The following is a 12012-nucleotide window of genomic DNA, read 5'->3' on the forward strand; positions in this document are numbered from 1 at the left end:
GTCAGCCGCGGCGGCGGTCGATCCGGGCGACGAACCGCTTCCGGTCGATGAGGGCCCGGGTGTGGCGGCCGCGCAGGACGACGGCCTCGGAGTCCCGGGCCTCGACGTCGAAGACGAGTTCACGGCCGTCGACGCGGGTCAGGGTGGCCGAGACGGTGACCTCGTCCCCGACGGGCGTGGGCGCGAGGTGACCCGAGTCGTGCGCGAGCCCCACGGTCATGTCGCCCTCGCCGACGGCCTGTTCGACGACCTTCATGGCGGCGATCTCGCTCAGCCACAGCAGGACCGGGGTGGCGAGCACCGGCAGGTCGTTGCCCCAGCGGGTGGCGGCGTCCTCGTCCGTGACGGTGTGGGTGATGCGGGCGACCGTCCCCACCAGGGAGGACGGGTCGGTCGTGGCGCGGGTCGTGGAGGTGGTCATGTCGTCGCCTTCGCTGTCGCAGGGGTGGGGACGGGGTCCTTGCCGGCGCGTTCCGTGAGGTGGCGCAGGTGCCGGCGGGCGGCTTCGGTGAGCGGGACGAACCAGGCGTCGCGCGGGTGCGTCCGCGCGCCGCGGCGCCGTTTGACGGCGTCCGAGCCGACGGACAGGTCGAGGTGGCGGACGCCGTGGGCGTAGGCCCATCGGACGGGCTCGTGCAGGGCGGCCCCGAAGTAGACCGGGCCGCTGTCGCCGGCCTGCGGATGGAATCCGGCCTGGCGGACGTGGAGCCGGGGTCCGTGGCGGACGAGGGAGACGAACCCGAGGTCGGCGCCGTCGCGGCGGGCGCGTACGAGCAGGGCGTCGTCCCCCAGGTGGTCGAGGTAGGCGCGGTGGAGGGCCACGGCCTCCTCCCGGGCGTACGCGTGGCCGTACTTGTCGTAGAGGCCCAGCTCCAGGGGGACGATCCGGTCGATGTCGGGCTCCCGCAGCGGGGAGACGGTGAACTCGACGCCCGCCTCGTCGAGTTTGCGCAGGTCGGCCTTCTCCTTGGCGCGCTGCTTGCGGGGCAGTGAGGCCATCCAGTCCGGCAGGCCGTCGCCGGGCAGGCCGAGGATGTTGGCGCCGTGGGAGGGGAACCTGACGCCGCCGTGGGCGCGGAAGGCGGCGACGAGGTCGGCGTCCCCGGGCGGGCAGTACAGGGCGGCCAGGCAGGCGGCGCCGCGGGCGGCGGCCCCTTCGGCGGCGGCCTCCAGGAGCAGGGTCAGGGTCCGGGCGCGCTGCCGGACGGAGCCCGCGGTGCAGAACTTGCTGCGTCCGGGGCGGCGCCCGCCGACGGTGAAGGCGGGCAGCAGGGCCTCGTGGCCCCCACCGGTTCCCGTCGCGTCGGCCAGGAAGAGGTCGGGGCGGGCGAAGGGCCAGGGGTTGCTGGTGCGGTCGAAGCCGTACGCGGGGGCGAAGGCGGTCGAGTCCCCGGTGCGCGCCCAGGTGTAGAACGCGTCGCCGGGGTGGGCCTGTTCCTCGACGCGGAGCCAGCGGGGGCCGCAGTACAGGTGGGGGCAGTCGCGTACCAGGGGGTGGTCGAGCGTCCGGGGGGTGAGGACCGCGTCGACGTGTGTTCCGCCGGTGCGGGTGAGCGTGACGTTCACTCTGTCTCCGTGACTTCAGTCGGGGCCGGAGCCGGACGGGGCGTGGCGAGGACCATCGGGACCGCCGCCGCGAGGACGAGGCAGCCGGCCACGAGGAGCACCGGTCGCGAGCCGGCGTGGCTGCCGACCACGCCGGCGAGGGCCGAGCCCAGGGGCAGGCAGCCGAAGGCGATCAGGCGGTAGGCCGAGGTGACCCGGCCGAGCATCTCCTGCGGGACGGTGCGCTGGCGGTACGAGACGGTCACCACGTTGATCAGGACGAGCAGGCCGGTGCAGCCCAGTCCGACGCCCAGCGAGGCCGTCGTGAGCACGAGCCCCGGCAGGAGGAAGCCGACGGCCATGCCCGCCAGCCCCAGGGCCATGCAGGGGCGCGTGCCGAGCCGGGCGGTGGCCTTGGCGGACAGCAGTCCGACGGCGAGCCCGCTGACACCGGCGATCATCAGCAGGGTCCCGTAGGCGGAGGGGCTCAGTCCGAGGGGGCCGGGCCGCAGGGCGAGGACCGGCAGGGCCGCGTAGACCGCGGCCCAGGCCAGGTTGAGCGCGCCCACGCCCAGGGCGTAGACGAGGAGGGTGCGGTGGCCGACGAGGAAGGAGAGTCCGGCGCGGATGTCGCGCAGGACGCCGGTGCGGCCGGGCGTCGCGGCCGGCGGGGTCCGGCCGTCCGGAGCCGGGAGCGCCAGGAGGGCCAGCACGGTGGCGAGGTAGAGGACGGCGGTGGCGCCGAAGGCGAGCGCGGCGGTCAGCCCGAGGAGCAGGCCGCCGAGCGGCGGGCCGGCCATCTGGTTGGTGGTGATCTCGGCGGCCTGGAGGCGCGCGTTGGCGCGTTCGAGCTGGGAGGGCTCGACCAGGCCGGGGGTGGTGGTGTGGAAGGCGGTGTCGAAGACGGTCTCGCCGATGCCGAGGAGGAACGCGGCGGCGGCGAGCAGGGGGACGCTCCCCTCCCCCAGGGCCAGCAGCAGGGCGACGGCGCCGAGGACGAGGACGCGCCCGGTGTTGACGACGCGCATCAGCCGTCGTTCGTCGTACCGGTCGACGAGCAGCCCGGAAAAGAGGGCGAAGAGCAGCCACGGGAGGCGGGACATGGCGGCCACGAGGGCGACGCCGTCGGCACCGCCGCCCAGGTGGACGGCGGTGGCCGGCAGGGCGACCTGGTAGACGCCGTCCGCCAGGTTCGAGCCCGCGCACGCGTTCCACAACCAGAAGAAGGGGCGCCCCAGGGATGTCCGCGAGGGGACGGCGGGATCGGTTGATGTCGCGGTCATCGGCTCCTCGTTCCGTGCGTGCGCGGGTCGTTCCGGTGGACCGGGGTCAGTCCGTGCGGTGGGCCAGCATCTGGTTCAGGATGTTCTTGCGCTGCATCTCGCTGGTGCCCCCGGCGATCAGGGTGCCCAGCGCGTCCTGGACGATGCGTGTCAGGGGGCCGCGCATGAACCCGGCGTGGCCGTGCAGCCGCATCAGGTCCTGGGCGGCCTCGACCAGGCCCTCGGAGCCCACCAGTTTGGCCACCGAGCAGCGCAGGGACGCCTCGGGGTCCCCGGCGACGAGGGCGTCGATGCCGGCCAGGGCGGTGGCGCGGGCGACCTCGACGGTGACGCGGATGTCGGTGACGCGGCCCTGGACGTACTGGTGGTCGAGGATCGGCACGCCGAACGCCTCGCGGCGGCGGGCGAAGTCGATGACCCTGTCGAGCTGGGGTTCCAGGAACGCCGCGATGACGAGGCCGTACAGGGCGCGGTCGAAGCTGATGACGTCGTACAGGGTGCGCAGGCCGTCGCCCGGTTCGCCCAGGACGGCGTCCGGGTGCAGCAGCACGTCGCGCAGGTGGATGGCGCCGGTCGGGCTGGTCCGCAGGCCGAGGAGCTGTTCGGCCGGGCCGCGGCGGACGCCGGGGCTGTGCAGGTTGACCAGGAAGAGGGAGATGTCCCGGCGGCCCAGTGCGGGCACGCGGCCGAGGATGAGGGCCCGGTCGGCGACGGGGGCGTTGGTGATGTGGTCCTTCGTGCCGGTGAGGCGCCAGCCGTCGGGGGTCCGCTCGCCGACGGTCCGGGTGCGGGCGACGTCCGATCCGCCGTGCGGTTCGGTCAGGGCGGTGGCTCCGACCGCGCCCTTCATGAGCGGGGGCAGCACGGTCCGGTGGTGGTGCTCGTTGCCGTGTTCCACCAGTGCCCGCACGAGGCCGGCGTGGGCGATGAGGGACAGGGTGAAGCCCAGGTCGTCGCTGCCCCGGGCGATGTCGGCGATGCCCTCGGCGAGGTCGCGCCAGGTTCCCCCGGCGCCGCCGAGGTGTTCGGGGACGCCGAGGCGCCACAGGCCCAGGTCGGCCAGGCGCTGCCAGGAGAGGCGGTCGAGGACCTCGGCCTCGTAGGCCGTGTCGGCCCGGGGGGCGATGTGGGTGCGGGCGAACTCGGTGAAGGCGGACCCGCCGGAGGGTGTCCGGGGCGGGGCGGGGGCCGGGGTGGTGGTCGGGTCGGCGGGGGCCGTGGTGGGCGCGGTCATGTGAGGGTCTCCAGGGTGGGGTTCAGTACCAGCGCAGGACGAGGGCGCCGGCGGTCATGCCGCCGCCGACCGCCGCGAGCACCACGACGTCGCCGCGGCGCGGCGTGCCCGCGGCGCGTGCTTCGTCGAGGGTGATGGGGACCGAGGCGGCCGCGGTGTTGCCGTAGCGGTCGACGGTCATCGGGACGCGGTCGAGCGGGATGCCGGCCCGGTCGGCGCACTCCTCGATGAGCCGGGCGTTGGCCTGGTGGGTGATGAGGTGGTCGACGTCGCCGACGTCCAGGCCGGCGGCGGCGAGGGCGCCCTTGACCACTCGGGGGACGGCCTGGGTGGCGAAGTCCCACACCCGGCGTCCGTCCATGTGGAAGTAGTGGCGCCGCTCCTCGACCGTCCGCCGGCTCGTGGGCTCGCGGGTTCCTCCGGCCGGGATGCCGACCACGTCCAGCCGGGTGCTGTCGGCCATCAGGTCGCAGCCGAGGATGCCGTATCCGTCGGGGACGTGTCCCAGGACGGCGGCGCCGGCGCCGTCGCCGAAGAAGACGCAGGTCCCCCGGTCCTCGTAGTCCAGGATGCGGCTGTACGCCTCGCAGCCGACCACCATGACGTGCCGGTACTGGGGGAAGGCGCCCATCAGTCCGGCGGCGGTGGCGGTGGCGTAGACGAAGCCGCTGCACACGGCGCCGACGTCGAAGGCCGGCACCTGGTTCAGGCCCAGCTTGGCGTGGACGTTGCAGGCGGTGGAGGGCTGGATCTGGTCGGGCGAGCTGGTGGCCACCACCAGCGCGTCGAGCTGGTCGGGGGCGAGGCCGCCGTCGTCGAGGGCGGCGAGGGCGGCGCGGTGCCCCAGGTCGGAGGTGTGCTGCCCCGGGTCGGCCCGGCGCCGCTGCCGGATGCCGGTGCGGGAGGTGACCCAGGCGTCGGAGGTCGGCACCACTTGGGCGAGGTCGTCGTTGGTGACGACGTGGTCGGGCAGGTACGAGCCGGTGGCGAGGATGCCGATGGCCATCGGGCTGCTCCTTGCGGTCAGGCCGTTCGTCGGCCGAGCGAGTCGAGCACGTCGTGGTGGGCTGCGGTGAAGCGTTCCATCAGGTCGTCGATCTGGTCGGGCGTGATGATCAGCGGGGGCGCGAAGACCACGGTGTCGCCCATGGCCCGCAGGAGCAGGCCGCGTTCCTTGGCCGCCCGCAGGACGGCCTGTCCGATGCGGCCCGGTTCGTGGTCCCCCTGGGAGGGGTCGAACTCGACGCCGCCCAGCAGGCCGTGGTGGCGTACGTCGCGGACGAGGTCGGCGCCGCGGAACTTCTCCAGCCCGCGTTCCAGGTGCGGGGCGACGTCGCGGACGTGGCCGGGGATGTCGCGTTCCCGGAGGATGGCGAGGGTCTCGCGGGCGACGGCGGCGGCCACGGGGTGCCCCGAGTAGGTGAAGCCGTGGCCGAAGGTGCCGATCTGCCGGCTGCCCTCGGCCAGGACGGCGCTGACCTTCTCGCTCACCAGCGTGGCCGAGATGGGCAGGTAGGACGAGGACAGCCCCTTGGCGGTGGTGATGATGTCGGGAGCGAGGCCGAACTCGGTGGTGGCGAACATCGATCCGGTGCGGCCGTAGCCGGTGATGACCTCGTCCGCGATGAACAGGATGCCGTGGCGGTCGAGGACCTCCTGGAGGCGGGCGAAGTACCCGGCGGGCGGGATGATGAGGCCGCCGGCGCCGAGGATCGGTTCGGAGATGAACGCGGCGACGGTCTCGGGGCCGACCTCGTACAGCAGGTTCTCGAAGTCCTGGACGAGCCAGTCGACCTGCTCGGCCTCGCTCATTCCGCGCGAGGCGGGGTGCAGCGGGCTGGGGCAGTGCGCCGAGGGGAAGTCCTCGGTCGCGAACTGGAAGCCGTGGTGGATGTGCGGCAGGCCGGTGGCCGAACCGGCGGCCAGGGTGGTGCCGTGGTAGCCGCAGCTGTGGGAGATCACCTTGCGGCGCTCCGGCCGTCCCTGGGCCCCGTGGTAGTAGCGGGCGAACTTGATGGCGCTGTCGTTGGCGTCGGAGCCGGAGTTGCCGAAGAAGACGCGGCCCATCGGGATCGGGGCGATGTCGGCGATGTCGGCGGCCAGGGCGAGGGCGACGTCGTTGGTGCGGTGGTTGAACGACCCGTAGAAGGGGAGTCTGTTCATCTGCTCGGTGGCCGCGCGCACCAGACGGGGCTCGCTGTAGCCGAGGGTCACGCTCCACAGGCCGGCCACGCCGTCGACGAACCAGTCGCCGGCTTCGTCGCGGACGGTGATGCCGGAGCCCTCGGTGATCACGTGCGGGGGCGTGTCGAGGTGGAGGGGGCTGTGGGGTTCGAGCAGGAAGGTGGGCGTGTCGGGCATGGGAGCTGCTTCCTTGTCCGGGGAGGGGGTCATCGGCCGCCGCCCACTTCGAGGACGGATCCCGTGATGTAGGAGGCGGCCGGGGAGAGGAGGAAGACCACGGCTTCGGCGACTTCCTCCGGTGTGCCGATGCGGCCCAGGGGAACGGTCGGCCGGAGCCGGTCGGGCCGGTCGGGGACGCCGTTGGCCCGGTGCAGTCCGGTGTCGATCAGTCCGGGGGCGACGGCGTTGACGCGGACGTCGTCGGCCGCCGCCTCCTGTGCGGCACCCCAGGTGTGGACGTTGACCGCGGCCTTGAGGGCGGCGTAGTGCACCCATTCGTGGCCGCCGCCGGTACGGGCTCCGGTGGAGGAGATGTTGACGATGCTCCCCCCGGCGCCGCCGCGGCCGCGGGCCATGCTCCGCAGGCCCCGGCGCGTGCACAGCGCGACGCTGCGCAGGACGGCGCGGTAGGCGGTGTCGAGCTGGGCGATGTCCAGGTCCGCGACCCGGGCCATGCCTCCGGTGACGCCGGCGTTGTTGACCAGGGCGGTGAGTGGGCCGAGCTCCTCCTCCGCCGTCGCGAAGAGGCGTTCGACCTCGTCCTCCTCGGCCACGTCGGCCCCGACCGCCATCGCCTCGACGCCGGACCGTCGCAGGTCGTCCACGACCCGGGCCGCGCCCTCGGCGCTCGACCGGTAGTTGACGCACACCGGCCGTCCCAGGTCCGCGGCGCGACGGGCGACGGCGGCCCCGATGCCCTGTCCTGCACCCGTGATGATGATCATGTGGGTCAGCCGTTGACCACGCCGTAGCGGTCGCCGAGGAAGAACTCCTCGAAGGCCCTGCGGGTGTGGACGTTGTGCGTCTTCAGCAGCCAGCGCTGCTTGAGCCCCTCGATGTCGTGGACGGCGTGCACCTCCCGGCCGTGGATGACGTGCCTGTTGGAGAAGGTGACCGAGTCGCCGGGCTTGGACACCCGCATCCGCTTGCGGGAGTGCAGCGCCGCGACGAAACGGTTCAGCACCTGCTGGGCCTCGTCGTCCAGGCCCCGGGTGCGGTCCTCGAAGACCCGGGCGCCCTCGTCGCCGTTGATGACCGCGTGGTCGTCGGCGCGCCGGTCGTGGAGGATGTTGCCCTCGCGGGTGGAGACGTCGTCGAAGGGCGTGTGGAACCTGGGCTGGGCGAGGACCTCGCGGTCGGAGTCGGTCAGCTCCTCCAGGGCGTCCAGGGTGACCGTGAAGGTCGAGTACACCTCGTTGGTGGGGGTGTCCCGGAGCGTGAGGGTGTTGACGAAGTCGGGGCTGACGAAGTGGTTGGCGAAGTCCCGGTGGAACTTGAGCGTTCCCAGCGTCTTCTGCGACTGGGTGTCGAACATGGACTCCTTGGGGTAGATGTCGTGGAAGAAGTCGCCGCCGTTGACGCTGAGGTGCCCGATGATCTCGGTGCCCGTCAGGACCGCGTAGGCGGCCAGGAAGCCCTCGGCGACGAAGGTCCTCTTCAGCCGGTACTTCTCGTGCACGGGGTCCGCCGACCCGAACAGGGGCAGGTCCGGGTCGATGGGGGCGTTGCCGATGACGACCAGCGGTTCCTTGGAGAAGTCCCGCAGCATCGACCTCTCGCAGAAGTCGGTGAACCGGGAACCGAGCCGGCGGTCCCTGCGGAGTCCGGACACGTCGGCCATGTAGGTCTCGAAGTCGCTGTACGGGCTGGTGGCGACGTCCAGCAGGACCGCGCGCAGCGCGTCGCGCTCGGCGTCGGTGAAGACGAAGTCGTAATCGATCTGCTGCATGGTGTGCGTTCCTCCGTCGGAAGGTGCCCGTGCCGGGGGCACGGGGGACGAACGGTGGGATGGAGCCCGGCCGGCCGGGGCCGGGCGGCGGACCCGCCCGGGCCCGGTCGCCGGGGCGTCAGATCCGGGGGCGGGAGCCGTACCGGAGTCCGGCGGCGCCGTGTGCGGCGGGCAGCGGCCGGACGCCGGACGGACGGGGCACGCGGGCGCACGCGCCCCGGTCCCCGGGGGGCGGGAGGAGGTCCCAGATGTTGCCTTCTCCGCCGGTGGCCGCCGCCGGTGGCCGCCGGTGCGCGCGGCGGGCCCCGCGGGGGGCTGCCCCCGTGGGCGTCGGCGTGGCTCCCGCGGTCTCCCGTAGGCGTTTCATCCAGCTTCCCTTTCTGATGTCACGGGTCGGGCAAGCCAACGGGTATCCGCGCCCGGGAGGGGCATGCGTTCGTCATGTGACAGCTAGTGGTAAGGCCACTACTGGACAGGGGGACGGATGTCATTGATCTTCGACCGGGTGGACGTGGAGCTCTACCGCGCCGAGGTGCAGAAGCCCCGGTACACCGACGCCGAGCTGGCCGAATGCCTGGGCGTGGAACCCGAGGAGGTGCGCGAGCGGAGGAAACGGCTGGCCGACGCGCGCCTGCTGCAGCGGATCGACGAGGACGCGTGGGTGGCCCGCAGCCCCCAGGCCGCCGCCGACGCCCTGCTGGCGGACGAGGAGGAGGAGCTCGAACGGCGCCGCAGGGAACTCGCCCGGCGCAAGGAGGAGTTGCTGGCGCTGACCGCCGACTACCTCGACGCCCGCCGGTTACGTTCGAGCACGGGCCTCGTGGAGGTCCTGCACGGTGTCGAGACGGTCCGGGCCGCCCTGACCGAGCTGGCCGCCCTGTGCTCCCGCTCGGTGGACTCCATGGTTCCCGGGGGCGCGCAGAGCGAGGAGGCCGTCCGGGCCGCGCTGCCCCTCGACAGGGCCCTGCTGGACCGGGGCGTCGCCCTGCGCAGCCTGTTCCTCGACTCGGCCCGTTCGCACCCGGGCACCCACCGCTACCTGAAGGAGCTCCGGCGGGCGGGAGGGGAGGTCCGTACGGCCGCCCTCCTGCCCACCCGCATGCTGCTCTACGACGGCGCGACCGCCGTCGTCCCGCTCGATCCGCGCGACAGCGCCCTGGGCGCCGTGGTCGTCCACGACCGGCCGCTGGTCACCCTGCTGAGCGACCTGTTCCACCTGTACTGGACCCAGGCCGCGCCCCACCCGCCGGCCGGCCCCGGCGGCGACGACCTCAACGAACTGGAACGGTCCGTCCTGCGGCTCATGGCCGCGGGGCAGCTGGACGAGGCCATCTCCCGCCAGATCGGCCTGTCGGTACGGACCACCCGCCGCATCATCAGCCAGCTGTCCGCCCGGCTGGGGGCCTGCAGCCGTTTCCAGGCGGGGGTCCTGGCCGTCGCCCGCGGCTGGGTGGACTGAGCGCGACGGGCGCGGGGGCGGACGGTGGCGGGCGGGAGCCGTACGTACGCGACGGGGCCCGGCGGTGCTTCGGCCGGTGGACGAGGTCCCGGCCCGGCGGTGCTTCGGCCGGTGGACGAGGTCCCGGCCCGGCGGTGCTTCCGGCCGGTGGACGCGGTCCCGGCGCGGCGCCGCGTACGGACGGGACCGGCCCCGGCGCGGCTCCGCGTGCGGAGGGGCCCGGTGCCCCGCCGCACGCGGAGGCGTCACCCCTCCTCCGTCCCGGCGGCGGGGCGGAGGAGGCCCGTCAGGCGACGGTCAGTTCGTTGAGGGCGACGTTGCCCCACTGGCGGTTGGCCGCCTTGACGACGAGCCGCAGCCGGGCGGTGTCGACGGGGGAGGGAAGGGTGAGGGTGCGCCGCTCCACCACGGACGTGTTGCTGCTCCAGCCGATGGCGGCGTCGGCGAGCCGGGTGGTCCAGGCCGATCCGTCCCAGGTCTGGACGTCGACCCGGGTGAAGCCCTGTCCCTGGCCGAAGTGGGTGGCCAGGGTCACCGAGGAGACGCGCCGGACGGCCCGGTAGTCGACCGTGATGCTGCCGGGCAGCGTCGCGGAGACCGTGCTCGCCCAGCTCGTCGCCTCGCTGCCGTCGGCCACCGCCGCGACGGAGCCCTGGCCGACGCCCATCGTCGTGGAGACGGCCGGAGCGCCCTGGCTGCCCTGCGCGCCCTGTACGGCGCCGATGACGGCGGTCGGGAAGAGGGGGACGCCCAGGATGTCCCGGCCGCCGTTGTCCGCGACGGCCAGGCCGGCGTCGATGGCGGCCGACCCGGAGAGCGGCCGGTAGCCGGTCAGGTCGGCCCGGGAGGTGGCGGTCCCCGGCGCGGTGAGCCGGGGGTCGCCGGTGATCGCGGCGGAGTCCGGCGGGACCGGCCCGCCCCGGTAGAGGTTGTTGAGGTAGGTGATGCCCGCGGTGTCGTACGGGAGGTTCGCCTGGTTGACGAAGAGGTTGTTGCGGAAGGTGACGTTCTTGGGGTTGTGGTAGACCTGCGCGATCTTGTAGAGCGGGCGGCTCGGCGAGGAGGAGACGTAGACGGTGTTGTTGTAGACGTCGACGCCGTCGGTGTTGGTGGAGAAGGTGAAGATCTCGTTGCCGTCGTTCTGGCTGATGTTGTAGCGGACGACCGCGCTGGCGGGGGCGGAGCCCAGGGAGACGGAGATGAAGAAGCCGCCGCCGTTGTCGTGGCTGTAGTTGTACTGCACCAGGCTGTCGTGGGTGGAGGCGTCGGCGTCGAAGGCGGTGCAGTCGAGGCCCCGGCCGCCGAACCGGGCTCCGTACACCTCGTTGTACTGCACGGTCGTGCGGTCCGCGCCCGACCACCAGATGCCGACGTTGGTGGTGGTGGAGGTGGGGCGGGCCACGGTGTTGTACTCGATCAGGGTGTCGGCGACCTGGTTGGGGTTGATGCCCCCGGAGCCGACGTCGTGGACGTGGTTGCCCCGGATCACCAGGCCCGTGCTGGGCGTGAACGGGCCGTACTCGGTGGAGGGGATGTTCAGCTCCCCCCACAGGGAGTTCCAGCCCTCGCGCTGCATCCAGGTGGACCAGGTGGTGATGCCGTACGCCTTGGTGTCGGCGATCTCGTTGTTCTCGATCAGCATCCCGGTGTAGTACGTCGGGACGCCGTTGCCCCGGACGTTGACGAGGATGCCGGCCGAGCCGATGTTGCCCTTGCCGACCTGGGCGACGCCGTCGATCCCGTGCACGTACAGGTTGCGCAGCGTGATGCCGGGGACGGCGCCGATGTCCTTGGCCCGGACCTCGACGCCGGTGCGCCAGGTGGTGGAGCCGGTCCCGTTGGTGATCTCCAGGCCGTCCAGCGTCCAGTGCCGCAGGTTCTCCAGGAGGACCGCCGACGGGACGGTGTTGCCGCCCGCGATGACCGGCTTGGGGCCGGTGCCGTACGAGGTCGCGGTGACCGGGCTGCCCTCGGCGCCCGACCCCTTGGGGGCGAACTGCCCGGTCCAGGTGCGCCCGGCCAGGAACCGGACGGTGTCGCCGGGCCGGAAGACCTGCTGGTTCACCCGGGCCAGCGAGCGCCAGGGGGTGGCGGTGGAGGTGCCGGCCGCGGAGTCGTTCCCGGCGGCGGAGTCCACGTAGTACGTGGTGCCCGCCGCCGCCCGGGCGACGGTGGCGGGCACGGCGGTGGCCAGGGCCGTGCCGAGGACCGCGGAGAGAAGGGTGCGCCTGCTGTGCATGGGACCTCCTGGGAGAGCGGCTACATAGCAAAAGGGCTTTCATAAGTGCTGATCCCGGGTCCCCCGGCGCGGACGGACGGGAGCGGGCGCGCCCGGGGCACGACCCGCTCCCCCGCCGTG

At 73.3% G+C, this 12012-nt stretch carries 10 protein-coding genes; 1 reads left to right on the plus strand and 9 read right to left on the minus strand.

Annotated features, from left to right (window positions below):
- Position 1: 1 nt before the first annotated feature.
- From ACZ6AQ_RS27410 to ACZ6AQ_RS27445, 8 genes are read right to left on the minus strand one after another with little or no spacing between them, the layout of a single operon-like run.
- The gene (locus ACZ6AQ_RS27410) at positions 2 to 421 is read right to left on the minus strand and encodes a thioesterase family protein (RefSeq protein ID WP_388697931.1); all 420 of its coding nucleotides are present in this window, start codon (positions 419 to 421) and stop codon (positions 2 to 4) included.
- Positions 418 to 1566: a GNAT family N-acetyltransferase gene (locus tag ACZ6AQ_RS27415; protein WP_468763285.1), complete on the minus strand. Its 1149-nt coding sequence runs from the start codon at positions 1564 to 1566 to the stop codon at positions 418 to 420. Before ACZ6AQ_RS27415 ends, ACZ6AQ_RS27410 begins: the two co-directional genes overlap by 4 nt.
- Entirely contained in the window at positions 1563 to 2828 is a 1266-nt protein-coding gene (locus tag ACZ6AQ_RS27420; protein ID WP_468763287.1) for an MFS transporter, read from the minus strand. Before ACZ6AQ_RS27420 ends, ACZ6AQ_RS27415 begins: the two co-directional genes overlap by 4 nt.
- Positions 2829 to 2874: 46 nt before the next feature.
- Positions 2875 to 4062 carry an acyl-CoA dehydrogenase family protein gene (locus ACZ6AQ_RS27425; RefSeq protein WP_468763289.1) on the minus strand — a complete coding sequence of 396 codons (1188 nt, stop codon included), beginning with the start codon at positions 4060 to 4062 and terminating at the stop codon, positions 2875 to 2877.
- A 22-nt stretch (positions 4063 to 4084) separates the two neighbouring features.
- Positions 4085 to 5068: a 3-oxoacyl-ACP synthase III family protein gene (locus ACZ6AQ_RS27430; RefSeq protein ID WP_388697942.1), complete on the minus strand. Its 984-nt coding sequence runs from the start codon at positions 5066 to 5068 to the stop codon at positions 4085 to 4087.
- 17 nt (positions 5069 to 5085) lie between these two features.
- Positions 5086 to 6423, minus strand: a complete 1338-nt coding sequence (locus tag ACZ6AQ_RS27435; RefSeq protein WP_468763291.1) for an aminotransferase — start codon at positions 6421 to 6423, stop codon at positions 5086 to 5088.
- A gap of 29 nt (positions 6424 to 6452) precedes the next feature.
- Entirely contained in the window at positions 6453 to 7190 is a 738-nt protein-coding gene (locus ACZ6AQ_RS27440; protein ID WP_468763293.1) for an SDR family oxidoreductase, read from the minus strand.
- 5 nt (positions 7191 to 7195) lie between these two features.
- Positions 7196 to 8194 (minus strand): Fe(II)-2OG oxygenase family protein, encoded by a 999-nt coding sequence (locus tag ACZ6AQ_RS27445; protein ID WP_468763295.1) that lies wholly within the window; start codon positions 8192 to 8194, stop codon positions 7196 to 7198.
- Positions 8195 to 8678: 484 nt separating this feature from the next.
- Here ACZ6AQ_RS27445 and ACZ6AQ_RS27450 point away from each other — a divergent pair, with 484 nt between their 5' ends.
- On the plus strand, positions 8679 to 9653 hold the full coding sequence (locus tag ACZ6AQ_RS27450; protein WP_468763296.1) for a LuxR C-terminal-related transcriptional regulator: 975 nt from the start codon (positions 8679 to 8681) through the stop codon (positions 9651 to 9653).
- A gap of 286 nt (positions 9654 to 9939) precedes the next feature.
- Here the strand turns inward: ACZ6AQ_RS27450 and ACZ6AQ_RS27455 are convergent, their stop codons facing one another.
- Positions 9940 to 11892, minus strand: coding sequence for a discoidin domain-containing protein (locus ACZ6AQ_RS27455; RefSeq protein WP_468763298.1), 1953 nt, complete (start codon positions 11890 to 11892; stop codon positions 9940 to 9942).
- Positions 11893 to 12012: the final 120 nt, after the last annotated feature.

The sequence above is a fragment of the Streptomyces sp. NPDC041191 genome, assembly GCF_055591945.1.

Bases quoted from the DNA above. Each gene is read 5' to 3' on its own strand.
- ACZ6AQ_RS27435 (WP_468763291.1), bottom strand. From the start codon at position 6,423: ATGCCCGACACGCCCACCTTCCTGCTCGAACCCCACAGCCCCCTCCAC.
- ACZ6AQ_RS27445 (WP_468763295.1), bottom strand. From the start codon at position 8,194: ATGCAGCAGATCGATTACGACTTCGTCTTCACCGACGCCGAGCGCGAC.
- ACZ6AQ_RS27440 (WP_468763293.1), bottom strand. From the start codon at position 7,190: ATGATCATCATCACGGGTGCAGGACAGGGCATCGGGGCCGCCGTCGCC.
- ACZ6AQ_RS27425 (WP_468763289.1), bottom strand. From the start codon at position 4,062: ATGACCGCGCCCACCACGGCCCCCGCCGACCCGACCACCACCCCGGCC.
- ACZ6AQ_RS27455 (WP_468763298.1), bottom strand. From the start codon at position 11,892: ATGCACAGCAGGCGCACCCTTCTCTCCGCGGTCCTCGGCACGGCCCTG.
- ACZ6AQ_RS27410 (WP_388697931.1), bottom strand. From the start codon at position 421: ATGACCACCTCCACGACCCGCGCCACGACCGACCCGTCCTCCCTGGTG.
- ACZ6AQ_RS27450 (WP_468763296.1), top strand. From the start codon at position 8,679: ATGTCATTGATCTTCGACCGGGTGGACGTGGAGCTCTACCGCGCCGAG.
- ACZ6AQ_RS27420 (WP_468763287.1), bottom strand. From the start codon at position 2,828: ATGACCGCGACATCAACCGATCCCGCCGTCCCCTCGCGGACATCCCTG.
- ACZ6AQ_RS27430 (WP_388697942.1), bottom strand. From the start codon at position 5,068: ATGGCCATCGGCATCCTCGCCACCGGCTCGTACCTGCCCGACCACGTC.